25 protein-coding genes are annotated in these 25583 nt (G+C 73.4%); 16 read left to right on the forward strand and 9 right to left on the reverse strand.

Features of this window, described 5'->3' with window-relative positions:
- Nucleotides 1–228: 228 nt before the first annotated feature.
- Nucleotides 229–1983 carry an acetyl/propionyl/methylcrotonyl-CoA carboxylase subunit alpha gene (locus ACFYXU_RS03575; protein WP_389407404.1) on the forward strand — a complete coding sequence of 585 codons (1755 nt, stop codon included), beginning with the start codon at nucleotides 229–231 and terminating at the stop codon, nucleotides 1981–1983.
- A 77-nt stretch (nucleotides 1984–2060) separates the two neighbouring features.
- Nucleotides 2061–2606, forward strand: a complete 546-nt coding sequence (locus ACFYXU_RS03580) for a helix-turn-helix domain-containing protein (protein WP_329854207.1) — start codon at nucleotides 2061–2063, stop codon at nucleotides 2604–2606.
- A gap of 70 nt (nucleotides 2607–2676) precedes the next feature.
- Here ACFYXU_RS03580 and ACFYXU_RS03585 read toward each other — a convergent pair whose 3' ends face one another.
- Nucleotides 2677–3603, reverse strand: coding sequence for a DeoR/GlpR family DNA-binding transcription regulator (locus ACFYXU_RS03585; protein ID WP_376516890.1), 927 nt, complete (start codon nucleotides 3601–3603; stop codon nucleotides 2677–2679).
- A 225-nt stretch (nucleotides 3604–3828) separates the two neighbouring features.
- A complete protein-coding gene (locus ACFYXU_RS03590; RefSeq protein WP_361396261.1) occupies nucleotides 3829–5268 on the reverse strand; it encodes an NAD(P)H-quinone dehydrogenase in 1440 nt (479 codons plus the stop codon).
- Between the two features lie 283 nt (nucleotides 5269–5551).
- Between ACFYXU_RS03590 and ACFYXU_RS03595 the strand changes: the two genes are divergently transcribed.
- From ACFYXU_RS03595 to ACFYXU_RS03605, 3 genes are all read left to right on the forward strand, one after another.
- Nucleotides 5552–5989, forward strand: coding sequence for a gamma-glutamylcyclotransferase (locus ACFYXU_RS03595; RefSeq protein WP_352016873.1), 438 nt, complete (start codon nucleotides 5552–5554; stop codon nucleotides 5987–5989).
- Between the two features lie 209 nt (nucleotides 5990–6198).
- Complete coding sequence (locus ACFYXU_RS03600) at nucleotides 6199–7002, forward strand: purine-nucleoside phosphorylase (protein ID WP_329854211.1); 804 nt, start codon at nucleotides 6199–6201, stop codon at nucleotides 7000–7002.
- Nucleotides 7003–7246: 244 nt separating this feature from the next.
- Entirely contained in the window at nucleotides 7247–8899 is a 1653-nt protein-coding gene (locus tag ACFYXU_RS03605; protein ID WP_376516884.1) for a phospho-sugar mutase, read from the forward strand.
- Nucleotides 8900–8980: 81 nt separating this feature from the next.
- Here the strand turns inward: ACFYXU_RS03605 and ACFYXU_RS03610 are convergent, their stop codons facing one another.
- The 3 genes from ACFYXU_RS03610 to ACFYXU_RS03620 all read right to left on the reverse strand — a co-directional run bounded on the left by ACFYXU_RS03610 (nucleotide 8981) and on the right by ACFYXU_RS03620 (nucleotide 11475).
- Nucleotides 8981–9682, reverse strand: a complete 702-nt coding sequence (locus ACFYXU_RS03610) for a PH domain-containing protein (protein ID WP_329854214.1) — start codon at nucleotides 9680–9682, stop codon at nucleotides 8981–8983.
- 35 nt (nucleotides 9683–9717) lie between these two features.
- Nucleotides 9718–10353, reverse strand: a complete 636-nt coding sequence (locus tag ACFYXU_RS03615) for a class F sortase (RefSeq protein WP_376507784.1) — start codon at nucleotides 10351–10353, stop codon at nucleotides 9718–9720.
- Nucleotides 10354–10602: 249 nt separating this feature from the next.
- Nucleotides 10603–11475, reverse strand: coding sequence for a hypothetical protein (locus ACFYXU_RS03620; protein ID WP_389456363.1), 873 nt, complete (start codon nucleotides 11473–11475; stop codon nucleotides 10603–10605).
- A 252-nt stretch (nucleotides 11476–11727) separates the two neighbouring features.
- On the opposite strand from ACFYXU_RS03620, the gene deoC reads away from it, so the two are divergent.
- The 4 genes from deoC to ACFYXU_RS03640 all read left to right on the forward strand — a co-directional run bounded on the left by deoC (nucleotide 11728) and on the right by ACFYXU_RS03640 (nucleotide 16399).
- Nucleotides 11728–12687, forward strand: coding sequence for a deoxyribose-phosphate aldolase (gene deoC, locus ACFYXU_RS03625; RefSeq protein ID WP_361396271.1), 960 nt, complete (start codon nucleotides 11728–11730; stop codon nucleotides 12685–12687).
- A gap of 5 nt (nucleotides 12688–12692) precedes the next feature.
- A complete protein-coding gene (locus ACFYXU_RS03630; protein WP_376507782.1) occupies nucleotides 12693–14129 on the forward strand; it encodes an aldehyde dehydrogenase family protein in 1437 nt (478 codons plus the stop codon).
- On the forward strand, nucleotides 14122–15018 hold the full coding sequence (locus tag ACFYXU_RS03635; protein WP_329854219.1) for an aldehyde dehydrogenase family protein: 897 nt from the start codon (nucleotides 14122–14124) through the stop codon (nucleotides 15016–15018). The genes ACFYXU_RS03630 and ACFYXU_RS03635 overlap by 8 nt, the downstream gene beginning before the upstream one ends.
- A gap of 88 nt (nucleotides 15019–15106) precedes the next feature.
- Nucleotides 15107–16399, forward strand: coding sequence for a TerD family protein (locus ACFYXU_RS03640; protein ID WP_389456365.1), 1293 nt, complete (start codon nucleotides 15107–15109; stop codon nucleotides 16397–16399).
- 24 nt (nucleotides 16400–16423) lie between these two features.
- On the opposite strand, the gene ACFYXU_RS03645 is transcribed toward ACFYXU_RS03640, so the two are convergent.
- Complete coding sequence (locus tag ACFYXU_RS03645) at nucleotides 16424–16822, reverse strand: hypothetical protein (protein WP_389456367.1); 399 nt, start codon at nucleotides 16820–16822, stop codon at nucleotides 16424–16426.
- 52 nt (nucleotides 16823–16874) lie between these two features.
- Here ACFYXU_RS03645 and ACFYXU_RS03650 point away from each other — a divergent pair, with 52 nt between their 5' ends.
- Nucleotides 16875–17570 (forward strand): ATP-binding protein, encoded by a 696-nt coding sequence (locus tag ACFYXU_RS03650; RefSeq protein ID WP_329854225.1) that lies wholly within the window; start codon nucleotides 16875–16877, stop codon nucleotides 17568–17570.
- A gap of 161 nt (nucleotides 17571–17731) precedes the next feature.
- Here the strand turns inward: ACFYXU_RS03650 and ACFYXU_RS03655 are convergent, their stop codons facing one another.
- Nucleotides 17732–18451: a SigE family RNA polymerase sigma factor gene (locus ACFYXU_RS03655; RefSeq protein ID WP_329854227.1), complete on the reverse strand. Its 720-nt coding sequence runs from the start codon at nucleotides 18449–18451 to the stop codon at nucleotides 17732–17734.
- 169 nt (nucleotides 18452–18620) lie between these two features.
- On the opposite strand from ACFYXU_RS03655, the gene afsQ1 reads away from it, so the two are divergent.
- The 5 genes from afsQ1 (at nucleotide 18621) to ACFYXU_RS03680 (ending at nucleotide 22945) form a co-directional block, all read left to right on the forward strand.
- Complete coding sequence (gene afsQ1, locus ACFYXU_RS03660) at nucleotides 18621–19298, forward strand: two-component system response regulator AfsQ1 (protein WP_017239746.1); 678 nt, start codon at nucleotides 18621–18623, stop codon at nucleotides 19296–19298.
- Entirely contained in the window at nucleotides 19295–20827 is a 1533-nt protein-coding gene (locus ACFYXU_RS03665) for an ATP-binding protein (protein WP_389456369.1), read from the forward strand. The genes afsQ1 and ACFYXU_RS03665 overlap by 4 nt, the downstream gene beginning before the upstream one ends.
- Complete coding sequence (locus tag ACFYXU_RS03670) at nucleotides 20824–21432, forward strand: hypothetical protein (protein WP_376507778.1); 609 nt, start codon at nucleotides 20824–20826, stop codon at nucleotides 21430–21432. The genes ACFYXU_RS03665 and ACFYXU_RS03670 overlap by 4 nt, the downstream gene beginning before the upstream one ends.
- A 660-nt stretch (nucleotides 21433–22092) precedes the next feature.
- Entirely contained in the window at nucleotides 22093–22653 is a 561-nt protein-coding gene (locus ACFYXU_RS03675; RefSeq protein WP_389407408.1) for a VanZ family protein, read from the forward strand.
- A 91-nt stretch (nucleotides 22654–22744) separates the two neighbouring features.
- On the forward strand, nucleotides 22745–22945 hold the full coding sequence (locus ACFYXU_RS03680; protein WP_329854231.1) for a PspC domain-containing protein: 201 nt from the start codon (nucleotides 22745–22747) through the stop codon (nucleotides 22943–22945).
- A 78-nt stretch (nucleotides 22946–23023) separates the two neighbouring features.
- On the opposite strand, the gene ACFYXU_RS03685 is transcribed toward ACFYXU_RS03680, so the two are convergent.
- On the reverse strand, nucleotides 23024–23395 hold the full coding sequence (locus ACFYXU_RS03685) for a hypothetical protein (RefSeq protein WP_329854232.1): 372 nt from the start codon (nucleotides 23393–23395) through the stop codon (nucleotides 23024–23026).
- A 172-nt stretch (nucleotides 23396–23567) separates the two neighbouring features.
- Nucleotides 23568–24722 carry an adenosine deaminase gene (locus ACFYXU_RS03690; protein WP_389407409.1) on the reverse strand — a complete coding sequence of 385 codons (1155 nt, stop codon included), beginning with the start codon at nucleotides 24720–24722 and terminating at the stop codon, nucleotides 23568–23570.
- Nucleotides 24723–24815: 93 nt separating this feature from the next.
- Here ACFYXU_RS03690 and ACFYXU_RS03695 point away from each other — a divergent pair, with 93 nt between their 5' ends.
- Nucleotides 24816–25583, forward strand: coding sequence for a GNAT family N-acetyltransferase (locus ACFYXU_RS03695; protein ID WP_329854234.1), 768 nt, complete (start codon nucleotides 24816–24818; stop codon nucleotides 25581–25583).

The following is a 25583-nucleotide window of genomic DNA, read 5'->3' on the forward strand; positions in this document are numbered from 1 at the left end:
CCCGACAAAGAAACCCGAACGGCCCCTGGCCCCACGAACAGAGACCTGCGCCACACCTCGGAGCTACTGTGCCGTAAAGGAACCCTGCGTACCGTGGTGCGACAAGGGAATTCACGACCCGAGCGCGCCCGGGGTCACGCTCCGTGTGGGCAAGCTCACCACTGGGGACGGGTCGAAAGGCCGTGTCGGCAGTCCCTAAACTCAGCTTGTTTCAAGGAGGGAGCCATCGTGCGCAAGGTGCTCATCGCCAACCGTGGCGAAATCGCTGTCCGTGTGGCCCGGGCGTGCCGGGACGCCGGCATCGGCAGCGTGGCCGTGTACGCCGATCCGGATCGGGATGCCCTGCATGTCCGGGCGGCTGACGAGGCGTTCGCTCTGGGCGGTGACACCCCGGCCACCAGCTACCTGGACATGGCCAAGGTGCTCCAGGCCGCGAAGGACTCGGGGGCGGACGCCGTCCACCCCGGCTACGGGTTCCTTTCCGAGAACGCGGAGTTCGCCCAGGCCGTCCTGGACGCGGGCCTGACGTGGATCGGCCCGCCGCCGCACGCCATCCGGGACCTGGGTGACAAGGTCGCCGCCCGCCACATCGCGCAGCGCGCCGGCGCCCCGCTGGTCGCCGGCACGCCGGACCCGGTCTCGGGCGCCGACGAGGTCGTGGAGTTCGCCCGGGAGCACGGGCTGCCGATCGCGATCAAGGCCGCCTTCGGCGGTGGCGGCCGCGGCCTGAAGGTCGCCCGCACCCTCGAAGAGGTCCCCGAGCTGTACGACTCGGCCGTCCGCGAGGCCGTCGCGGCCTTCGGCCGGGGCGAGTGCTTCGTCGAGCGCTACCTCGACAAGCCCCGCCACGTCGAGACCCAGTGCCTCGCCGACACCCACGGCAACGTGGTCGTCGTCTCCACGCGTGACTGCTCGCTCCAGCGCCGTCACCAGAAGCTCGTCGAGGAGGCCCCCGCGCCGTTCCTGACGGACGCGCAGAACGCCGAGCTGTACGCGGCGTCCAAGGCGATCCTGAAGGAGGCCGGCTACGTCGGCGCCGGCACGGTCGAGTTCCTGGTCGCCGCCGACGGGACGATCTCCTTCCTGGAGGTCAACACGCGTCTCCAGGTCGAGCACCCGGTGACCGAGGAGGTCGCGGGCATCGACCTGGTCCGGGAGATGTTCCGGATCGCCGACGGCGAGGAGCTCGGCTACGACGACCCGGCCATAAGGGGTCACTCCTTCGAGTTCCGCATCAACGGCGAGGACCCGGGCCGCAACTTCCTCCCGGCCCCCGGCACGGTCACCCTCTTCCAGGCTCCGACCGGCCCCGGTGTCCGCCTCGACGCGGGCGTCGAGTCCGGCTCCGTGATCGGCCCGGCCTGGGACTCGCTCCTGGCCAAGCTGATCGTCACCGGCGCCACCCGTGAGCAGGCCCTCCAGCGCGCGGCCCGCGCGCTCGCGGAGTTCAAGGTCGAGGGCATGGCCACGGCCATCCCCTTCCACCGGGCCGTCGTCGTCGACCCCGACTTCACCGCCGACCCGTTCCGCGTCCACACCCGGTGGATCGAGACGGAGTTCGTCAACGAGATCAAGCCCTTCGCCCCGGCGGGTGCCGAGGCGGACGAGGACGAGTCGGGCCGCGAGACGATCGTCGTCGAGGTCGGCGGCAAGCGCCTGGAGGTCTCCCTGCCGTCCTCGCTCGGCATGACGCTGGCGCGCACGGGCCTCGCGGCCGGTGCGAAGCCGAAGCGTCGCGCGGCGAAGAAGTCCGGCCCGACCGCCTCGGGCGACACCCTCGCGTCCCCGATGCAGGGCACGATCGTGAAGGTCGCGGTCGAGGAGGGCCAGGAGGTCAAGGAGGGCGATCTGATCGTCGTCCTGGAGGCCATGAAGATGGAGCAGCCCCTGAACGCCCACCGTTCGGGCACCGTCAAGGGCCTGACGGCCGAGGTCGGCGCCTCCCTCACCTCCGGTGCCGCCATCTGCGACATCAAGGACTGACCCTCGCAGCAAGTACGGTACGAAGGGCCCGTAGGCAGCCGCCTGCGGGCCCTTCGTCGAGGGGACCCGTACCGCCCATGCGCGCCGACGCACGCCGCAACCACGAGCGACTGCTGATCGAGGCCCGTGCCGCCTTCGCGGCGCAGGGCGCGGACGCGCCCCTGGAGGAGATCGCACGGCGCGCGGGCGTGGGGATCGGCACGCTGTACCGCCACTTCCCCACCCGGGCCGACCTGTTGAACGCGGTCTTCCAGGAGGCGCTGGCCGAACTCCTGGACCGCTCGGGGGAGCTGGCCGAGGCCGACGAGCCGTGCCGGGCGCTCGTGGAGTGGCTGCGCGCCCTGATCGCCCACGCGGGCGAGTACCGGGGGCTCGCGCACGCGCTGATGTCCGCCTCGTACGACCGGAGTTCGGCCCTGGCGCGGTGCAGCGACCCGCTGCGCACGGCGGGCGAGCGGCTGCTCGAACGGGCCCGGGCGGCGGGGCAGGTGCGCGCCGACGTGTCGATCGGCGACCTGATGCAGCTGACCAACGCGATCGCGCTGGCGGCCGAGCAGTGCCCGGAGGACGCGGAGCTGGCGGACCGCCTGCTCGCCCTGACGCTGCGGGGACTGAAGGACTGAGGGCGTCCGGGAGCGGCGCGGGACCCCTGGGGGAGGGTCCCTCGGGTGCCGCGGCGGGCGCCGGGCGACGTCAGCGGCGGCGCATGTCCGCGACCCGGGCCGTGCGCTCCAGCGTCTCCGCGGCCATGGCGCCGCCCGGTCCGCGGAACTGCCCGGCCGCCATCCGCCCGCGCTGGACGGGGAGCGGCAGGTCACGGCGGGGCCGGGCGCCCGGGGGGAGCTGCTCACCGCCGCCGGGCGCGCCGGCCCCGCCCGTACCGGCGACGGCGATCTGGACGCCCTGGTCGGCGAGGGCCTGGAGCTCGGTGGCGGCCCGCTCGTCGTGGGCCGGGGGCTCGTCGGTCACCAGGCGCGTGATGACGTCCGTGGGCACCGTCTGGAACATGGTGTCGGAGCCGAGCTTGGTGTGGTCGGCGAGGACCACGACCTCGGCCGCCGCCTGGACCAGCGCCCGGTCCACGCTCGCGGAGAGCATGTTGGAGGTGGAGAGGCCGCGCTCGGCGGTGAGGCCGCTGCCGGAGAGGAAGGCCCGGGAGACCCGGAGCCCCTGGAGCGACTGCTCGGCGCCGCTGCCCACGAGCGCGTAGTTGGAGCCGCGCAGGGTGCCGCCGGTCATGACGACCTCGACCCGGTTGGCGTGGGCGAGGGCCTGGGCGACGAGCAGGGAGTTGGTGACGACGGTGAGGCCGGGCACGCGGGCGAGCCGGCGGGCCAGCTCCTGCGTGGTGGTCCCGGCGCCGACGACGATGGCCTCGCCCTCCTCGACGAGGCTCGCGGCGACGTCGGCGATGGCCGTCTTCTCCGCTGTGGCGAGATGGGATTTCTGCGGGAAGCCGGATTCTCGCGTGAATCCGCCCGGCAACACCGCACCGCCGTGGCGGCGGTCGAGGAGTCCTTCTGCCTCAAGGGCCCGTACGTCTCTCCGTACGGTCACTTCCGAGGTCTGGACGACGCGGGCGAGCTCGCGGAGCGACACGGCCCCATTGGCTCGCACCATTTCGAGGATCAACTGGCGACGTTCTGCAGCGAACACGAAACTGACAGTAACGTGACCGGCCGATACTTTTCAGCACTATGCGCCGAATTGCAGAAGTTGCGCACAGACGGGGCCTCCAAGTGGTATGGGAGGCCCCGTCGTTGATCGTTCTTTGCCCGGGGTTGCCGGGGGATGTCCGAGTCGGCGAACCGTTCCCGCAGGCGGGAGCCGGGCCGGGCCGGGGTGTTACGCCTCGCCCGCGGCCTTTCGGGTGTGCAACTGCCGTGCCACTTCCGCGATCGAGCCCGACAGGGAGGGGTACACGGTGAAAGCATTTGCGATCTGTTCGACCGTCAGATTGTTGTCGACCGCGATCGAGATCGGATGGATCAGTTCGCTCGCCTTCGGGGCGACGACACAGCCGCCGACCACGATGCCGGTGCCCGGACGGCAGAAGATCTTCACGAAGCCGTCCCGGATGCCCTGCATCTTCGCGCGGGGGTTGCGCAGCAGCGGCAGCTTGACGACCTTGGCGTCGATCTTGCCCGCGTCCACGTCGGCCTGGGTGTAGCCGACGGTGGCGATCTCCGGGTCGGTGAAGACGTTGGAGGAGACCGTCTTCAGGTTGAGCGGGGCCACCGCGTCGCCCAGGAAGTGGTACATCGCGATGCGGCCCTGCATGGCGGCGACCGAGGCCAGCGCGAAGACGCCCGTGACGTCTCCGGCCGCGTAGACGCCGGGGGCGCTCGTGCGGGAGACCTTGTCGGTCCAGATGTGACCGGAGTCCTTCAGGCGGACGCCCGCCTCCTCCAGGCCCATCCCGGCCGAGTTGGGGATCGCGCCGACGGCCATCAGGCAGTGGGTGCCGGAGATGACCCGGCCGTCCGCGAGGGTGACCTCGACCCGGTCGCCGACCCGCTTGGCGGACTCGGCGCGGGAGCGGGCCATGACGTTCATGCCGCGGCGCCGGAAGACGTCCTCCAGGACGGCCGCGGCGTCCGGGTCCTCGCCCGGGAGGACCCGGTCGCGCGAGGAGACGAGGGTGACCCGGGAGCCGAGCGCCTGGTAGGCGCCGGCGAACTCGGCGCCGGTGACGCCGGAGCCGACCACGATGAGCTCCTCGGGGAGCTCCTTGAGGTCGTAGACCTGGGTCCAGTTCAGGATGCGCTCGCCGTCCGGCTTGGCGTCGGGCACCTCGCGCGGGTGGCCGCCCGTCGCGATGAGCACGGCGTCCGCGGTCAGCGTCTCCTCCGTGCCGTCGGCGGCGGTGACGACCACCTGGCGGGAGCCGTCCATCGCCTGCCGGCCGGAGAGCCGGCCGCGCCCGCGCAGGACGCGGGCGCCGGCCCGGGTCACGGAGGCGGTGATGTCGTGGGACTGGGCGAGCGCGAGGCGCTTCACCCGTCGGTTCACCTTGCCGAGGTCCACGCCGACGACACGGGCGGCCTGCTCGATGTGCGGGGTGTCGTCCGCGACGATGATGCCCAGCTCCTCGTAGGAGGAGTCGAAGGTGGTCATCACCTCGGCGGTGGCGATCAGGGTCTTCGAGGGGACGCAGTCGGTCAGGACGGACGCGCCGCCGAGGCCGTCGCAGTCGACGACGGTCACCTCCGCGCCGAGTTGGGCGCCCACCAGGGCCGCCTCGTATCCGCCGGGTCCGCCGCCGATGATCACGATCCGGGTCACTGGGATCTACGCCTCGCGCTCTCGTTCTGCCGGGGGGTCCCCCCGCTGGGATGCAGTGCGTACGCCATTGTCCCGCACGCTTCAAGTGCGTACCCCATTCTCCCGCACGCCGGGCGCGGCCTCGCGCCGGGGGGCGCGAAGGCGGCCGTACGGGGCGCGGAGGGGGGCCGGACGGCCGTCACCTCGGCCTTCGCCGGACGCCGTACGGGGCGCGGGCGGCGGCCGCACGGGCGTCACCTCGGCTTTCACCGGACACGCCTTCCCCTCCCGTACCCTCGGTCCCATGTCGCTCTACGCCGCGTTCGCCGGCAACCTCGACGCCCGGCTGATGAGCCGCCGCGCACCGCACTCCCCGCTGCGCGGCACCGGCTGGCTGAACGGCTGGCGGCTGACCTTCGGCGGAGAGCAGATGGGCTGGGAGGGAGCGCTGGCCACGATCGTGGAGGCCCCGCGGTCCCAGGTCTTCGTGGCGCTGTACGACATCGCGCCGATGGACGAGGACTCCATGGACCGCTGGGAGGGCGTGGGGCTCGACATCTACCGCCGGATGCGGGTGCGGGTGCACACCCTGGACGGCGAGGAGGCCGCCTGGGTCTACGTCCTGAACGCGTACGAGGGCGGCCTGCCGTCCGCGCGCTACCTGGGCGAGGTCGCCGACGCGGCCGAGTCGGCGGGCGCGCCGCACGACTACGTGATGGAGTTGCGCAAGCGCCCCTGCTGACCGGGCCGGGCGGCACGGGCGGCCCCGGCCGGGCGGGCCGATCCGACCGGGTGACCGGAATCCCTCGTTCGTCGGAAACGACAAGACAACGATCGCATGTCCGTCAGCATCGTCATCTACGCGCGTAGGCATTCTCCGGCTACGCTGCTTCGCGTACCAAATCCGTCCGGGGCTCCCCTCGGACCCCCCTCCCCGAGGCGAGAGAGTCAGTGAACGCAACTGCCACCCCGTACGAGGCCTCCGAGGCCGCTGCCGCACGTCTTCGCGAGCTGACCGGCGTCGACCAGCACGACGTCGCCCTGGTCATGGGCTCCGGCTGGGCCCCCGCCGTCGACGCCCTGGGCGCCCCCGAGGCCGAGTTCCCGGTGACCGAGCTCCCCGGCTTCCCGCCGCCGGCCGTCGAGGGCCACGGCGGCAAGGTCCGCTCGTACAAGATCGGTGAGAAGCGCGCGCTGGTCTTCCTCGGCCGCACCCACTTCTACGAGGGCCGGGGCGTCGCCTCCGTCGCCCACGGCGTCCGCACCGCCGTCGCCGCCGGCTGCAAGACCATCGTCCTGACCAACGGCTGCGGCGGCCTCCGCGAGGGCATGCGCCCCGGCCAGCCGGTCCTGATCAGCGACCACATCAACCTGACGGCCGCCTCGCCGATCGTCGGCGCGAACTTCGTCGACCTCACCGACCTGTACTCGCCGCGGCTGCGCGCGCTGTGCAAGGAGGTCGACGAGACGCTGGAGGAGGGCGTGTACGTCCAGTTCCCCGGCCCGCACTACGAGACCCCGGCCGAGATCAACATGGTCCGCGTCATGGGCGGCGACCTCGTCGGCATGTCCACCGTCCTGGAGGCCATCGCGGCCCGTGAGGCCGGCGCCGAGGTCCTCGGCATCTCGCTCGTCACCAACCTGGCGGCGGGGCTCTCGGGCGAGCCGCTGAACCACGAGGAGGTCCTTCAGGCCGGCCGTGACTCGGCCGCGCGCATGGGCGAGCTCCTGACGCGGGTCCTCGACCGGATCTGAGTCCTCGGCGCACCCGCCGGCCGGGGCCGCCGCACGGGACTTCTTCCCCACCCCGCCCCTCCCCCGCGGGCAGGGCCGCGTTCCGGCCCGCCCGGCGTGCGAGGGCGCGGCCCCGGGCCGTACGGGGGCCGCGGGCCCGCCCCCCGTTTCGGGAGGGGGCGGGGTGGGGGAAGGCTCCGCGCAGCGGTCCACGGCCCGCACCCGCCCGCACCCCCTCCCCCGCCGACTCCCCGAAAGGCACACCGTGACGCAGGACGACCTCCTCACCCGGGCCCAGGCCTGGCTCGCCGAGGACCCCGACGCCGAGACCCGCGAGGAGCTCGCGCGGCTCATCGAGGCCGGCGCGACCGACGAGCTCGCCGCCCGCTTCGCCGGGACGCTCCAGTTCGGCACGGCCGGGCTCCGCGGTGAGCTCGGCGCCGGGCCGATGCGGATGAACCGCTCGGTGGTCATCCGCGCCGCCGCGGGACTCGCCGCGTACCTCAAGGCGGAGGGACGGACCGGCGGCCTCGTCGTCATCGGCTACGACGCCCGCTACAAGTCCGCCGACTTCGCCCGCGACACCGCCGCCGTGATGACCGGCGCCGGGCTGCGCGCCGCGCTGCTGCCCCGCCCGCTGCCGACGCCCGTCCTCGCCTACGCCATAAGGCATCTGGGCGCCGTCGCCGGCGTCGAGGTCACCGCGAGCCACAACCCGCCGCGCGACAACGGCTACAAGGTCTACCTGGGCGACGGCTCGCAGATCGTGCCCCCGGCCGACGCGGGGATCGCCGCCGAGATCGACGCCGTCCGCTCGCTGCACGACGTGCCCCGGCCCGAGAGCGGCTGGGAGACCCTCGGGGACGAGGTCCTCGACGCCTACCTGGAGCGCACGGACGCCGTCCTGACCTCCGGCTCCCCCCGCACCGCGCGGACCGTCTACACGGCCATGCACGGCGTCGGCAAGGACGTCCTGACGGCCGCCTTCGCCCGGGCCGGCTTCCCGCCGCCCGCGCTCGTCGCCGCCCAGGCCGAGCCGGACCCGGCCTTCCCGACGGTCGCCTTCCCGAACCCGGAGGAGCCGGGCGCCATGGACCTGGCCTTCGAGGCCGCCCGGGCCGTGGACCCCGACCTCGTCATCGCGAACGACCCGGACGCCGACCGCTGCGCCGTCGCCGTGCCGGACGCGGCGGCCGAGGGCGGCTGGCGGATGCTCCGCGGCGACGAGGTGGGCGCGCTGCTCGCCGCGCACCTGGTGCACAAGGGCGCCACGGGCGTGTTCGCCGAGTCGATCGTGTCGTCCTCGCTGCTGGGCCGCATCGCCGAGGCGGCGGGCGTCGGCTACGAGGAGACCCTGACCGGCTTCAAGTGGATCGCCCGCGTCGACGGCCTGCGGTACGGCTACGAGGAGGCGCTCGGCTACTGCGTCGACCCGGAGGGCGTCCGCGACAAGGACGGCATCACGGCCGCGCTGCTCGTCACCGAGCTGGCCTCGGTGCTCAAGGAGCAGGGACGGACGCTGACCGACCTGCTCGACGACCTCGCCGTGGCGCACGGTCTGCACGCCACGGACCAGTTGTCGGTGCGGGTCGAGGACCTGGGGATCATCGCGAACGCGATGGCCGCGCTGCGCGAGCGCCCGCCGGCCTCCCTCGCCGGTCTGACGGTCGTCTCGGCCGAGGACCTGACGAAGGGCACGGAGTCGCTGCCCCCCACGGACGGGCTGCGCTACCACCTGGAGGGCGCCTACCGGGCCCGGGTGATCGTCCGCCCCTCGGGCACCGAGCCGAAGCTCAAGTGCTACCTGGAGGTCGTGGTCCCGGTCGGCGACGGCAGCGAGCTGGCGACGGCCCGCGCCAAGGGCGCCGAGGTGCTGGCCGCGATCAAGCGCGACCTGGCGGAGGCCGCCGGGTTGTAGGACACGGCGCGAGGGCCCGTACGGATCGATCCGTACGGGCCCTCGCGCGTTCCTGGTCCCCGGCCCCGGGGCCGGGTCCGCTCAGCCCGTGGCGATCAGGATCACGAGGAGCAGCAGCCCCGCCACGGCGGGGCCGACGATCTCGTACGCCCAGCGCACCTGGGGCTCGCCCCGCGCGCCCGGGTTCTTGGCCCGCAGCTCGGCGAACTCGCGCAGGTCGGCGACGTTCTTGTCGCTGGGCGCGATCCGGGCGGCGCTGTCCCGCACGTCGGCGGTGACGGAGGTACGGCCGTGCGGGTCGTCCTGGGAGGCGCGGGCGGCGGTGCGGGCGGCCCGCTTCCGCTGGCGCAGCGAGACGGGGATCGCCCACAGCTGGTACTTGGCGCCGTCCTGCGTGAAGACCTCGCTGGAGTACCCGGCGCGGACGTCGGCGACCGAGGCCCAGGGCAGCGTGATCGACCGGAACGGATTGCGGATCCGGAGCCGGTCGGCGTTCGCGTACACGGCCGGCCGGATCGTGAAGGCGACGATCAGCGGGACGGCCAGGACGAGCCCCGCGAGCGCGAGCCAGGGCGCGCGGCCCTCGCCGCGGACCATCGCGTCCACGGCGAACAGCGTCGCGAGGAGCAGCAGGAAGACCCCGCCGGCGATCCCGAGGGGCGACCGGTAGACCTTGTCGTCGGGGGCGGGCGCCGCGGGGGTCCCGCCCGCGGACGGCTGCTCGGGGGTCGACTCGCGGCTCGGCTCGTGGCTGGGCTCGGGGGTCGGCTCGGGGGTCGTCATGCCGCCGATTGTGCCTCAGCGGACGGGACGGGGGCTCAGGCGGCCCGCGCGGCCACGAGATCCGCGTACACGATGATGTTGTCGGGGCGGTGGCCGTCGGTCAGCTCCCCGCCGCAGGTGACGAGGCGCAGCTCGGGGCGGGTGGTGTTCCCGTACACCTTGGCCGTCGGGAACGCGTGCTTGTCGACCTGCTCCAGCTCCCGGACCCGGAAGACGGCGGTCGTGCCGTCGGCGCGGGTCACGGTGATCTCGTCGCCGGTCCGGACCCGGGAGACGTCCTTGAGGACGGCGGGGCCGCGGACGGTGTCGAAGTGGCCGATGAGGACGGCGGGGCCGGTCTCGCCCGGCGTGACGCCCTTGTCGTACCAGCCGACCCGGTCGGCGTCGGCGACCGTGGGGACCTCGACGGTGCCGTCGGCGTTCAGTCCGAGGTCCAGGACCGGACCGGTGTCGACCCCGGCCGACGGCACCCGGACCCGCACGGGCAGCGAGCGCGCCAGCGGCCGGACGGGGACGGTGGACGCCGTCGGCGCGGGGGCGGCGGTGGCCCGCGCGATGTGGGCGGGCGGGGTGGCGGAGGGGGCCTCGCCCGCGGCGGAACATCCGGTGAGCGCGGCGAGCGCGGCGGCGAGGAGGAGGGCGGTACGGGTACGGGCGGGGCGACGGCTCACGGGAAGGCTCCGGACGGGGCGGGACGGGTGCGGCCGGCCGCCGCGTGGGGCGCGGCGACCGGCCGGGGGTGGGTGTGCTCCCGCTCGGGTCAAGGGGCGGGGAGGTGCGGTGCGCTCCCCCGCTCGGGGCGAGGGGCGGTGCGGTGCGGGCCCCGCTCGGGTGAGGAGCGGGGAGGTGCGGTCCGCTTCCCCGCTCGGGTGAGGAGCGGGGGAGGCGCGGTGCGGGGCCCGGAAGGGCCCCGTGCGGGGTCAGACGCGGCCGGCGGCCCGGCGGCGCAGGACGACGAAGCCGAGGCCCGCGGCGGCGAGCGAGGCCGCCCCGGCACCGACGGCGATCAGCGCGGTGGAGTCGCCCTCTGCGGCGAACTCGGCGCCCGCCGCGACGCCGCCCTTCGGGACGACGGAGGTCTGGCCGCCGTTGTTCACGGTGATGCCGGTGCCGCCCGAGGAGGCCGGCGTGGTGACCGAGGGGGCCGGGGTGGGCGTGGCGTCCTTCTCGCAGCCCTTGGGGAGCTTCGGGAAGGCCGTCCACGCGTAAGGCGTGTCACCGCCCTGGGTGCGCTGACCGAGCTGCGGCGTGACGGTGTCCGCGCCCTTGAGCGTGAGGCCCATACCGGTGTCGGCCGGGTGCGCCCGGTCGACGGTGGCGACGGGCTTTCCGGCCTCGTCCTTGAGGACGGCCTTCGGCCCCTTCTCCAGGTCACGGGTGAGCGTCACGGTCATCAGCGCGAAGACCGAGGGGACGTCCTGCCGGACGGAGCACTCGCCGACGGTGACGACGGGACCCGGGGCGGGCGCGTCGTCCGGGGCCTCCGTCTTCGGGGCCTTGGTCTTCGGGGCCTCCGTCTTCGGGGCCTCCGTGTCGGGGACCTCAGGCTTCGGGACCTCGGTCTTCGGCGCCTCCGCCTTCGGCGCCCCCGTGCTCGGGCCCTCCACCTCCACCGTCCCGGCCTTCGGAGAACCCGTCCCGGGGCCCGCCACCTTCACCGTCCCGGGGAGGACCGGATGCGCGGCCACCGGGCCGGCGGCGGCGAACGCGGCGCCGGCGGCGAGGGCCGGGGTGGTGAGCGCGACGCCCGCGACGAGGGCGGTGGCGACGGCGGTGCGAAGGGCGGTGCGCATAACGACTCCTGTGATTCAGGTAGGTGGTCGGGGTGAGTCGCATGCCGCTTTTTCTCGGTCAGACGGTGTCCGGTGAGGTCTGGCTGGCTGCTGAGAAAGAATCTATTGATCTTGTATTCGGGAGCCGTCCGCTCCACGTCACGGCCCTGTGACAGGAGTCACCACGCCGTCGGACCCGCTGTGACCTCGGGCTCGATGAAGGGGCACCCCTGTACAGGTCGCTACGCGCGTAGATATGCTCGACTGGTGACCATGCCCACCACTGCATCCGCAGCATCCGCATTCGCCGACGTGACCGCGTCCGACAGTGCGCTGCGCCGCTTCCTCCACGGGCTGCCCGGCGTCGACGCCGTCGGCCTGGAGGCGCGCGCCGCGTCCCTCGGCACCCGCTCGATCAAGACCACGGCCAAGGCGTACGCCATCGACCTGGCCATTTCCATGATCGACCTGACGACGCTCGAAGGCGCGGACACCCCGGGCAAGGTCCGGGCGCTCGCCGCCAAGGCCGTCAACCCCGATCCGACCGACCGCACGACCCCGAAGACCGCGGCCGTCTGCGTCTACCCCGACATGGTGGCCACCGCCAAGGCCGCCGTCGCGGGCTCGGGCGTCAAGGTCGCCTCGGTCGCCACCGCCTTCCCGGCCGGGCGCGCCGCGCTCCCCGTGAAGCTGGCCGACACCGCCGACGCGATCGCCGCCGGCGCCGACGAGATCGACATGGTCATCGACCGTGGCGCCTTCCTCGCCGGCCGCTACCTGGAGGTCTTCGAGCAGATCGCCGCGATCAAGGCGGAGTGCGGCGACCGCGCCCGCCTCAAGGTGATCTTCGAGACCGGCGAGCTGTCCACGTACGACAACATCCGCCGCGCCTCCTGGCTCGGCATGATGGCCGGCGCGGACTTCATCAAGACCTCGACCGGCAAGGTCGCGGTCAACGCCACCCCGGCGAACACCCTGCTCATGCTGGAGGCCGTGCGCGACTTCCGCGCGCAGACCGGCGTGCAGATCGGCGTGAAGCCGGCCGGCGGCATCCGCAACACCAAGGAAGCGATCAAGTTCCTGGTTCTCGTCAACGAGACCGTGGGTGAGGACTGGCTGGACAACCACTGGTTCCGCTTCGGCGCCTCCAGCCTGCTCAACGACCTGCTGATGCAGCGCCAGAAGCTGGCGACCGGCCGTTACTCCGGCCCCGATTACGTGACGGTGGACTGATCAACATGGCATCTGCATTCGAGTACGCGCCGGCGCCGGAGTCGCGCTCGGTCGTCGACATCGCGCCGAGCTACGGCCTGTTCATCGACGGCGAGTTCACCGAGGCCGCCGACGGCAAGGTCTTCAAGACCGTCTCCCCCTCCTCCGAGGAGGTCCTCGCCGAGGTCGCCCAGGCGGGCACCGAGGACGTCGACCGCGCGGTGAAGGCGGCCCGGAAGGCCTTCGAGAAGTGGTCGGCGCTGCCCGGCTCCGAGCGCGCCAAGTACCTCTTCCGCATCGCCCGGATCATCCAGGAGCGCAGCCGTGAGCTGGCCGTCCTGGAGACCCTGGACAACGGCAAGCCGATCAGGGAGACCCGCGACGCGGACCTCCCCCTGGTCGCCGCGCACTTCTTCTACTACGCGGGCTGGGCCGACAAGCTCGACCACGCGGGCTACGGCGCGAACCCGCGCCCGCTGGGCGTGGCCGGCCAGGTCATCCCGTGGAACTTCCCGCTGCTCATGCTGGCGTGGAAGATCGCCCCGGCGCTCGCGACCGGCAACACGGTCGTGCTGAAGCCGGCCGAGACGACCCCGCTCTCCGCCCTGTTCTTCGCGGACATCTGCCGCCAGGCGGGCCTGCCGAAGGGCGTCGTCAACATCCTTCCCGGGTACGGGGAGACGGGCGCCGCGCTGGTCGGGCACCCCGACGTGAACAAGGTCGCCTTCACGGGTTCGACCGCCGTCGGCAAGGCCATCGCCCGCTCGGTCGCCGGCACGGACAAGAAGGTGACCCTGGAGCTGGGCGGCAAGGGCGCCAACATCGTCTTCGACGACGCCCCGATCGACCAGGCCGTCGAGGGCATCGTCACCGGCATCTTCTTCAACCAGGGCCAGGTCTGCTGCGCGGGCTCGCGCCTCCTCGTCCAGGAGTCGATCCAGGACGAGCTGCTCGACAGCCTGAAGCGCCGTCTGTCGACGCTGCGCCTGGGCGACCCGCTCGACAAGAACACCGACATCGGCGCCATCAACTCCTCGGAGCAGCTGGCCCGCATCACGTCCCTGGTCGAGCAGGGCGAGGCGGAGGGCGCCGAGCGCTGGACCGCCGCGTGCGACATCCCGTCGGCCGGTTACTGGTTCGCCCCGACGCTCTTCACGGGCGTCACGCAGGCGCACCGCATCGCCCGCGACGAGATCTTCGGCCCGGTCCTGTCGGTGCTGTCCTTCCGTACCCCCGACGAGGCGGTCGCGAAGGCCAACAACAGCCAGTACGGCCTGTCGGCGGGCATCTGGACGGAGAAGGGCTCCCGCATCCTCGCGGTCGCCAACAAGCTGCGGGCCGGTGTCGTCTGGGCCAACACGTTCAACAAGTTCGACCCGACCTCGCCCTTCGGCGGCTACAAGGAGTCGGGCTTCGGCCGCGAGGGCGGCCGCCACGGTCTGGAGGCCTACCTCGATGTCTGAGTCGGCGACGCGGCTGAGCGTCTTCAAGACCTACAAGCTGTACGTCGGGGGCAAGTTCCCCCGCTCCGAGAGCGGCCGGGTGTACGAGGTGAGCGACTCCAAGGGCAAGTGGCTGGCGAACGCCCCGCTCTCCTCCCGCAAGGACGCCCGTGACGCGGTCGTCGCGGCCCGCAAGGCCTTCGGCGGCTGGGCGGGCGCGACCGCCTACAACCGCGGCCAGATCCTCTACCGCGTCGCCGAGATGCTGGAGGGCCGGCGGGACCAGTTCGTCCGCGAGGTCGCGGACGCGGAGGGCCTGTCGAAGTCGAAGGCCGCCGCGGTCGTCGACGCGGCGATCGACCGCTGGGTCTGGTACGCGGGCTGGACCGACAAGATCGCCCAGATCGTGGGCGGCGCCAACCCGGTCGCGGGCCCGTACTTCAACCTGTCGACGCCGGAGCCCACGGGTGTCGTCACGGTCGTGGCCCCGCAGGACTCGTCCTTCCTGGGCCTGATCTCGGTGATCGCCCCGGTGATCGCGACGGGCAACACGGCCGTCGTGATCGCGAGCGAGAAGTCCCCGCTCCCGGCCCTGTCCCTGGGCGAGGTCCTCGCGACCTCGGACCTCCCGGGCGGCGTCGTGAACATCCTCTCCGGCAAGGCCTCCGAGATGGGCCCGCACCTCGCGGCCCACCAGGACGTCAACGCGATCGACCTGACCGGCGCGACCGAGGGCGACCTCGCCCGCGACCTGGAGATCGCGGCGGCGGACAACCTGAAGCGCGTCCTGCGTCCCCGCACCGAGGACTTCGCCGAGTCCCCGGGCACGGACCGCATGACCGCGTTCCTGGAGACCAAGACGGTCTGGCACCCGACGGGTTCGCTGGGCGCGAGCGGCTCCTCGTACTGACCGTACCGGTCCCCTCGCACCGGGCCCCCGGGCAGCAGCACTGCCCGGGGGCCTTGCGCATGCCCGCGATCGATCGCAGGATCCGGTCATGCTCAGGGGATTGATCAAGGGAGACAACGCCTTCGTGCCGACGGCCGCGCTGCGCGTCACGGTCCGGAGCGGAGTGGACGTCGCGGCGCTGCTCGTGACCGAGGGGGGCCGGGTCCGGGGCGACGCCGACATCGTGTTCGACGGCGCTCCGGCGCACCCGTCGGGCGCGGTCAGGCTGTCCGGCGACGAGGAGGGCGCGGCGGCCGGCGACGCGCGGGAGGCGGTCCGGCTGGACGCCGACCTCGCGCACGTCGAGGAGGACATCGCACGCCTCCTCGTGGTCGTGTCGGCGGACGAGGGCGCGCTGCGGGACGCGCGCGGCCTGTCCGTGGAGGTCTCCGGGCCGGACGGCGGGACGGTCGTGGCGTACGAGGTCACCGACGCGGGCCCCGAGACGGCGATGGTCCTCGCGGAGCTGTACCGCCGCTCGGGCGGCTGGAAGTTCCGCGCGGTCGGCCAGGGGTACGTGGACGGCCTGGAGGGCCTGGCGGCGGACCACGGCGTGGACGTGACCGAGGAACAACGGCCGGAGCCCGCCCCGCAGACCCCGGCCGGGATCCCGGAAGCACCCCGGCCCGCGCCCCCACAGACCCCGGCGAAGAGCCAGGGACCTCCGGCCCAGGTCCTGACGGCCCCCGCCCCGGCGCCCGCCCTTCCGCCCGCGACCGTCACGGACTGGACCTTCGGCGCCTTCTTCGAGCCGCACACGCTCAGCGGCGAGGACAACGACGTGATCACCGTGGAGGACCTCCCGCCCGGCCCCCTCGTGGTCGAACTGGCCCTCAGGACCGACCGGCACACGTCGCTCTGGACCCTCACCGGGAGCAACAAGCAGAAGGACCTCCTCGTCAACACCACGGCGAAGGACTTCCGGGGCCGCCTGCTCGTCGTCCCCGAGGACGGGCAACTGCGGCTGAAGCTGGGGGCGGACGGCCCCTGGCAGGCCCGGGTCCTGCCACTGGCGGCGGCCCGGCGCCTGACCGAGGAGACCCTGGAGGGCTGGGGCCCGGACGTCCTGCTCCACACCGGGGGGACGACCGACGTCGCCTTCCACTACCGCGGCGACAGCAACTTCATCGTCGACACCTACGCACTGGCGGGCCACGAGGACCCCACGACCCTCCCGAAGTCCCGGTGGCCGTACATCAACGAGATCGGCAGACGGCGCGAGACCCTGTCGCTGCCCGAGGGCCCGGTCCTCGTCCATCTGGGACGGGCGGACGGACCGTGGCGCGCGCGGCTGAGGCAGCCGGGCCCGGTGACGAGCTGGATCCGGCGGGCCAGGCGCTGAGCCTCCACCCGTCCGGTCGGCGTGCTAGGGCAGCAGCCCCCGCGCGACCCCGCCGACCACCGGCAGATCGGCCACGGCGCCGCCCTTCGTGAGGTGGTCGGTGACCAGGTTCGTGCCGACCGGTTTGAAGTCGGCGATCTGGGTGCCGAGGCCGTTGTCGAGCGGGTCGACGCCCGTGTTGGCCAGCGGGTCGAGCTGGAGGCGGGTCAGCGGGCCCAGGCCCTGCGTGACGCCCGCCAGCGCGCCCGCTCCCGCCGCTCCCGCGTCCGTCCTGCTCAGCGAGTCGACCGGTAGCGGCACCGGGGCGGCGGCCTGCGCCGCCGCGCCCGCGCCGAACACCGCGGCACCCGCCGCCGTGAAGGTGAGACCGGCCTTGAGCAGGGCGCTGCGGCGGGGGGTCCGGGGCTCTGCGTGACGCGCCATGAAGATCCTTCCAGCGGGTGAACGGACGGGCACCGACAGTAGTCGAGGTGTGATGCTCGATACCAACGGCCTTCCTCGGTGGTCCCCTGGACGGGGGAATGCCTCACACTGGTGTTCCGTGAGTTCCCTACCGATCCCGACCCGGGTCGTCCTGCTCGCGGGCCCCTCCGGCTCCGGCAAGTCGTCCCTCGCCGCCGTCGCCGGCCTCCCGGTCCTGCGCCTCGACGATTTCTACAAGGAGGCAGGCGACCCGACGCTCCCGCTCGTCGACGGCTCCACGGACGTCGACTGGGACTCCCCACGGTCCTGGGACGCGGACGCCGCCGTCGCCGCGATCGTCGAACTGTGCCGCACGGGACGGACCGACGTCCCCGTGTACGACATCGCGACCAGCTCCCGCACCGGCCGCGAGCGGCTCGACATCGCGCGGACCCCGCTCTTCGTCGCGGAGGGCATCTTCGCGGCCGAGGTCGTGACCCGCTGCCGCGACCTCCACGTCCTCGCGGACGCGCTCTGCCTGCGCGGCCGGCCCTCGACGACCTTCCGCCGCCGGCTCCTGCGCGACCTGCGCGAGGGCCGCAAGTCCGTGCCGTTCCTGCTGCGCCGCGGCTGGCGCCTGATGCGCGCCGAACGCACCATCGTCGCCCGCCAGGCCGCGCTGGGCGCCCACCCCTGCGCGAAGCCGGAGGCCCTGGGCCGCCTGGCCGCCGCCGCGGCCGGCCGCCACCGCACCCCCGCCGCGAGCTGACGCTCCGCACGGCGCGCACGACGAAGCGGGCCGTACGAGACCCCCCGGACTCGTACGACCCGCTTCGCTTTTCCCGTACCCCCGTACGGTCCCCCGTGTTTCCCCCGTCCCCCGTGAGCCGCGTGTCCCCCGTGGCTCCGTGGGGTCGTTCCCCCCGACCTTCAGGCCACCAGCTCGCCGAAGGACTCCTCCTCGTCACGGCCGAAGCTCAGCACCTCGTCCTCGCGCAGTCGCCGCAGCGACCGCCAGATGCTCGACTTCACCGTGCCGACACTGATGTCCAGGATCTCCGCGATCTCCGGATCGGTCCGGCCCTCGTAGTAGCGCAGCACCAGCATCGTCCGCTGGAGCTCGGGCAGGCGGGCCAGGGCCTGCCACAGGACCGCGCGCAGCTCCGTGCCCCGCATCGCGTCCGTCTCGCCGACCGTCTCCGGCAGCTCCTCGGTCGGGTACTCGTTGAGCTTGCGGCGGCGCCAGGCGCTGATGTGCAGATTGGTCATGGTGCGGCGGAGGTAGCCGCCGACCGCGGCCTTGTCGCTGATCCGGTCCCAGGCGCGGTACGTGGAGAACAGCGCGCTCTGGAGCAGGTCCTCGGCCTCGAAACGGTCACCGGTGAGGTGGTAGGCGGTGGCGTACAGGGAGGCACGACGCTCCTGGACGTAGGCCGTGAACTCGGCCTCCGAGCAGGTGCGCTCCCCCGTGACCTCCCCGTACGCCGCTCCCCCGTCAGCAACGGCCACCATGTACGGCGCCTTGCGCTGACGCCCGACGTTGCGAACGCACCCCCGCCCGTTCACACCGCCGGACTTCTCCGTGCTCCGCACGACGTCGTGGAGACGCGTGACAACTGCGCTTGAGGTGGTGCTGTGCAGTGCGTTCATCTCGCGCCCCCCGTCGGTTGGAGTGTGTTTCGGTCCGTGTGCCAAGAAGCTTGCCCGCCGACCTTCATGGCGGTGTCCGCCGACTGTCACAGCCGTGTCACAGGGGTCGGGACAGACGGGAGTCGATGAGCGGTCGATCTCGGACGGCCCCATGGGCCAGAATGACGGCGTGCCTTTTCTGCTGCTGATCGAGGACGACGACGCCATCCGCACGGCCCTCGAACTCTCCCTGTCCCGGCAGGGTCACCGGGTGGCCACCGCCGCGACGGGTGAGGACGGCCTCCAGCTGCTGCGCGAGCAGCGGCCGGACCTGGTCGTGCTCGACGTCATGCTGCCCGGCATCGACGGCTTCGAGGTCTGCCGGCGCATCCGCCGGACCGACCAGCTGCCGATCATCCTGCTGACCGCGCGCAGCGACGACATCGACGTGGTCGTCGGTCTGGAGTCCGGCGCCGACGACTACGTCGTGAAGCCGGTGCAGGGACGGGTGCTGGACGCCCGCATCCGGGCCGTGCTGCGGCGCGGGGAGCGGGAGTCCACGGACTCGGCGACGTACGGCTCCCTGGTGATCGACCGTTCGGCGATGACCGTCACCAAGAACGGCGAGGACCTCCAGCTCACCCCGACCGAGCTGCGGCTGCTCCTGGAGCTGAGCCGGCGGCCCGGACAGGCGCTGTCCCGGCAGCAGTTGCTGCGGCTCGTGTGGGAGCACGACTACCTGGGCGACTCGCGGCTCGTCGACGCCTGCGTGCAGCGGCTGCGCGCCAAGGTGGAGGACGTGCCGTCCTCGCCGACGCTGATCCGCACCGTCCGCGGGGTCGGCTACCGGCTGGACGTTCCTGCGTGAGCAAGGGGATCTACACCCGGCTGCGGCTCTCCAGCCTGCGGCTCCGGCTCGTCGTCGTCTTCGCCCTCGTCGCGCTCACCGCGGCCGTCGCCGCCTCCGGCATCGCCTACTGGCTGAACCGCGAGGCGGTGCTGACGCGCACCCAGGACGGGGCGCTCAACGACTTCCGGCAGGAGATGCAGAACCGGGCGGCGACCCTGCCGCTCCGGCCCACCCAGGACGACCTGCGGCGGACCGCCGAGCAGATGGCGGCCGGCAGCCCCGCCCAGTACCAGGTGCTGCTGCTCGGCGAGCGGGCCGCGGGCAAGCCGATCGTGGGCGCCTCCGACCCGGACGACTTCACGCTGGCCGACGTGCCGCGCGCGCTCCAGGAGGCCGTGGACACGAAGCGGGCGGTGACGGACGCCAATCCGTACGTCCACCACCTGTTCTGGCAGCGCACGGAGCGGAACGGGACGCCCTACCTGGTCGGCGGGGCGCGGATCGACGGCGGGGGCCCCGCCGGGTACATGTTCAAGTCGCTCGCCGCCGAGAAGGCCGATCTGAACTCGCTCGCCTGGTCGCTGGGGATCGCCACCGCGCTCGCCGTGGCCGGCTCGGTGCTGCTCGCGCAGGTCGCGGCGACCACCGTGCTGCGCCCGGTGCACCGGCTCGGCGAGGCGGCCCGGCAGCTCGGCGAGGGCAAGTTCGACACCCGGCTGCGGGTCACCGGCGCGGACGAACTGGCCGACCTCACCCGCACGTTCAACAGCGCGGCCGAGTCGCTCCAGAAGAAGGTCGCGGACATGAGCGCGCGGGAGGAGTCGTCCCGGCGGTTCGTGGCCGACATGTCGCACGAGCTGCGGACCCCGCTGACCGCGCTGACGGCCGTCACCGAGGTCCTGGAGGACGAGCAGGACTCCCTGGACCCGATGATCGCCCCGGCGGTGGCGCTCGTGGTCAGCGAGACCCGGCGCCTCAACAACCTGGTGGAGAACCTCATGGAGGTGACCCGCTTCGACGCGGGCACCGCGCGGCTCGTCCTCGACGAGGTGGACATCGCCGACCAGATCACCGCGTGCATCGACGCACGGGCCTGGCTGGACGCCGTCGACCTCGACGCGGAGCGCGGGATCGTCGCGCCGCTCGACCCGCGCCGCCTCGACGTGATCCTGGCGAACCTGATCGGCAACGCGCTCAAGCACGGCGGCTCACCGGTCCGGGTCTCGGTCCGCACGGACGAGGAGGAGCTGGTCATCGCGGTACGGGACCACGGTCCCGGCATCCCGGAGGACGTGCTGCCGCACGTCTTCGACCGCTTCTACAAGGCGAGCGCCTCCCGGCCGCGGTCCGACGGCAGCGGGCTCGGCCTGTCGATCGCCATGGAGAACGCGCTGATCCACGGCGGTTCGATCACGGCGTCGAACTCGGTCGGCGAGGACGGCGCGGTCGACGGAGCGGTGTTCGTGCTGCGGCTGCCGCTGGACGCCTCGGGCATCACGCGCGAGGTGCAGACCCGCAGCAGCCAGGGCGAGGTGGAGGAAGCGTGAGGCGTCGCGTCCATGTCCTGGCGGTGGCGGCGCTCGCCGCGCTGGCCGGCGGCTGCGGGATCCGGACCACGTCGGTCCCGGTCGACGCGGGCGCGGCCCCGTCCCGGGTCCCGTGCCAGGTGACCGACGACGGTACGACGGGGGCGGCGGCGCAGGGCGTGCCGGTCCGGGTGTTCCTGGTGTGCGGCTCGCAGCTGGAGCAGGTGGACCGCCGGTCGCCGCTGCCGGAGGAGAAGGCGGGCGGTGACCCGGTGCGGACCGCCGGGGGGCTGCTCGCGCAGCTGCTCGCCGAGCCCTCGGACAGCGAGCGGGAGGCCGGCTACTCGACGGAGGTGCGCGGGCCGCTGACGGTGGGCGGCGGCCGCCGGGGCGACCCGGCGGGCACGCTGCGGCTGAGCCGGCAGCCGGAGGACCTGGCGCCGACGGCACTGTCGCAGCTCGTCTGCACCTTCGCGGAGAGCTCGGCCGGCGCGGGCGGGCACACGGTGCTGCTGGGCGGGCCGGGGGCGTACGCGCCGAAGCGGTACCGGTGCACGTCGGACCTCCGGGACCGCCCGGACACGACCCCGCCGACGGCCCCACCCACGGCTTCCCCCTCCGGCTGACCGCCCCGCCCCGGCCCCGGTGCGGGCCGCCGCGCGGCGCCCGCGTGGACCTTCGCCCGCTGCCCGTGCGGGCCTTCGCCCCGTGCGGGCCCGCCGCCCGTGCGCGTGCACCCGCCGCCCGCCGCCCACGGCCCGTTGCGGGCCCTTCGCCCCGTGCGGTTCCGCCGCCCCGTGTGCGCGTGCGGCCGCCGCCCGTCGCCCACGGCCCGTTGCGGGCCCTTCGCCCTGTGCGGTTCCGCCGCCCGTGTGCGCGTGCGCCCCTGGGGCCTTCGGCCCGCGTGCGCCCGCGCCCTCGTGGGCCCGTCGCCCACGCCCATGTGGGGCCTTCGCCCGCTGCCCGTGTGGGCAATCGTCCCGCTGGGGCGGGACGGGTGGGCACACGGGACGGCGCCCCTTAGCGGCGCCTCCGCGTCCTGCGCCCCGACCCGCACCACGCGTGACGGCCACGATCGGTGCGGGTTCGGGCGCAGGAGCCTCTGGCGCCGGAAGGGCGCGGGTCCGTTGTGCCCACCCGTTCCGCCCCTTGCGGAACGCCTGCCCACAACGAGGCTCGACGGGAGCGCCGCCCACAACGAGGCCCGGCGGGAGCGTCGGCGCGGCGGGGCCCCGCAGGGGTGGCGTGGTGGAACCGATTCCGGGGGGACGGGCGTCTTGGGGGGCGTGCAGCGTCAAGGTTCGGGCGGCCAGGCCGCCACGGTCGTCCGCGTGGCGGGGTTCGTCCTCCTCGTCACGCATCTGCTGCTCGTCGCCTGGACCGGCCTCCGCCCACGCGACGTCGCCTGGGTGACCGCACCGAACACGATCCCGCTGCACGGCCTGCGCGCCGACCTCGCGCTCGGTCCCGCCGCGGCCGCCCGTCTGATCGGCGAGGGACTGCTGCTCCTGGCCCCGCTCGGGGTGCTGCTGCCGATGGCCGACGGACGGCTGCGCGTCTCCGGGTGGGCCTCCCTGGCCCGTACGACCGCCGCGGGCGCCCTCGTGTCGCTGGCGCTGGAGCTGCTGCAGACCGCGGTGCCGGGGCAGGTCGTCGACGTGGACTCCGTACTCCTGAACACCGCGGGCGTCGCCCTCGCACACCTCCTGCTCGTCCCGGCCGGCCGGACCCGGCTGCGCCGCAGGTGGGCGGAGCGGCACGGGCCGGACCAGGGTTCGGCCCCGTCGCGGACCGAGGGTTCTCAGGGTGCGACCCCGACGATTACCAGGGTCCCGATCGCCCCGTAGACCGACGCTTCGTCCCCTTCTCCGGCGGCAGTATGGAGTCATCGGGAGCCCGAAGGAGCGGTTCCCGGACCGAACTCCGAAGGAGCCCACCATGGCCGCACTGACCCGCCCCCGTGACGGACGCGTGCTCGGCGGAGTGTGCGCGGCGCTGGCCCGGCGCTTCGGCACCTCCGCGACGACGATGCGCGTGATCTTCCTGGTCTCGTGCCTGCTGCCCGGCCCGCAGTTCCTGCTCTACCTGGCCCTGTGGTTCCTGCTGCCGGCCGAGCGGACCACGAGCGCGGCCTGGTAGCCGCCGCCCGGTCCACGCGCCGAAGGGGCGCGCACCCGGGGTTCCGGGTGTGCGCCCCTTCGGGGTGTACGGCGGGGGTCAGCCGATCGGGAGACCGCCGGCGCCGAGCGGCAGGCCGCCGAGGAGGCCGCCGAGCGGGGTGGCGCCGAGGCCGCCGGCGGCGGCGTCGAGCGGGAGGTTCTGGGTGGCCTGGCCGGCGGCGGCGGGGAGCGTCTTCACGCCCTGGTCCAGGCCCTGGCCGACGGCGCCCTGGCCGGCGCCGAGGGACTCGGAGGCGCCGTCAGGGAGCGTGGTGAGGCCGTCACCCAGCGGAACGGCCTTGGTCACCGTGCCCAGGGCGTCGGCGTCGAGCGGCAGGGCGGACGCGGCGGAGGCCGCGCCGGCACCGGCGGCGACGAACGCGGCACCGAGGGCGGCGACACCGAGCTTCTTGGCGGCAGACTGCTTCATCAGAAAATCTTCCTTGGGGAATCCGGGGGCTTCGGGGAAAGCCGGGAGGGGAAATCCTGGGAATGGACAGCGGCTCTGCAACCTAACCAGCGAACGTCACCACCGCAAACACCGAAAAGCGGCCGGATGTCGTGCCGACCCGGCCGCCTCCGTCCCCTGCGCGGGGTGTCCCTCAGCTCTCCGTACGGGAAGAATCGCTGGTCGTGGCGGTCTGCTGGAACAGCCATTCGGACCTGAGCTCGGCATATCCGGGCTTGATGACCTCATTGATCATGGCGAGGCGTTCATCGAAAGGAATGAACGCTGATTTCATCGCATTGACCGTGAACCACTGCATGTCGTCGAGCGTGTAATCGAATGCCTCGGTCAGCAGCTCGAATTCACGGCTCATGCTCGTCCCGCTCATGAGCCGGTTGTCCGTGTTGACCGTGGCCCGGAAGTGGAGCCGGCGCAGCAGTCCGATGGGGTGCTCGGCGAACGAGGCGGCGGCCCCGGTCTGGAGGTTGGAGGAGGGGCACATCTCCAGCGGGATCCGCTTGTCGCGGACGTACGCCGCGAGGCGGCCGAGGCGGACGGAGCCGTCGTCGGCGACCTCGATGTCGTCGATGATCCGGACGCCGTGGCCGAGCCGGTCGGCGCCGCACCACTGGAGCGCCTGCCAGATCGACGGGAGACCGAAGGCCTCGCCGGCGTGGATGGTGAAGTGGTTGTTCTCGCGCTTGAGGTACTCGAAGGCGTCGAGGTGGCGGGTGGGCGGGAAGCCGGCCTCGGCGCCGGCGATGTCGAAGCCGACGACACCGGAGTCGCGGTAGCGGTTGGCGAGTTCGGCGATCTCCAGGGCGCGGGCGGCGTGCCGCATCGCGGTGAGGAGGGCGCCGACCCTGATCCGGTGGCCGTTGGCCCTGGCCTGGCGCTCGCCCTCGCGGAAGCCCTCGTTGACGGCCTCCACGACCTCTTCGAGGGTGAGGCCGCTCTCCAGGTGCTGCTCGGGGGCGTACCGCACCTCGGCGTAGACGACGCCGTCCTCGGCGAGGTCGAAGGCGCACTCGGCGGCGACGCGGAAGAGGGCGTCCCGGGTCTGCATGACGGCGCAGGTGTGCGCGAAGGTCTCCAGGTACCGCTCCAGGGACCCGGAGTCGGCGGCTTCGCGGAACCAGACGCCAAGCTTGTCGGGCTCCGTCTCGGGGAGCTGCTCGTAGCCCTGCTCCCGGGCGAGCTCGATGATCGTGCCGGGGCGCAGTCCGCCGTCGAGGTGGTCGTGGAGCAGCACCTTCGGGGCACGGCGGATCTGGTCCGCGGTGGGGACGTTGGGGGTCTGGCTCGTCATTTCCGCACTCTAGCCCCTACGCGCGTAGAACACCCCGTGCGGCGCCCGGATTTCTCGTGGCAGGACCCGGACCGCCCCGCCTAGCCTGCCCGCATGACCTCCACCCCGCCCGAACTCCCCCGCGTCCACCGCTTCCTGGCCGACTTCCACCGCCGGCAGGCGGCCCGTACCGTCGACCGTCCCGGCGCCTTCGCGGTGCTCGACGACGCCTATCCCCACTCCCGGGGGAACAACCACCTGCTCGCCCACGGGGCCGTGGACCCCGAGGCGCTGCCCGGGTACGCGGAGGAGACCCTCGGCCACCTCCCGTACCGCTGCGTGTACGTCCTGGACGAGACCGTCGCCGCCGCGTGCGTGGCGCCGATGAAGCGGGCCGGGTACCGGCACGCCACCACGCTGGTCATGGCGCACCGCGGCCCGGTGCCGGAGCACGGCGGGGCGCGCGAGGTCGGCTTCGACGAGCTGCGCGGCCCGGTCACCGCGTCCTGGCCGAGGTTCGCGCCGAAGGCGGCGCCGGAGCACATCCGCGACCTGGTGGAGCGGCGGACCGCGCGGCGGCGCGGGGCCGACGACGTGCGGTTCCTCGCCGCGCACACCCCGGAGGGCGAGGTCGCGGCCTGGGCGGACCTGTACATGGACCCGGCGGCGGGGATCGCGCAGATCGAGGACCTGGTCACCGTGGAGTCCCAGCTCGGGCGCGGGTACGCGGGCCGGGTGCTGGACTCGGCCCTCCACGAGGCCGCCGCCGCGGGCTGCGGGACCCGCTTCCTCACCGCCTTCGCGGGCGACTGGCCGCACCGCTGGTACGCGCGGAAGGGGTTCCGGCTGATCGGCGTGGTGGCCCGGTTCGAACGGGTATAG

Source organism: Streptomyces sp. NPDC002232, assembly GCF_042890295.1.
In the GTDB taxonomy this organism is placed as follows: domain Bacteria; phylum Actinomycetota; class Actinomycetes; order Streptomycetales; family Streptomycetaceae; genus Streptomyces.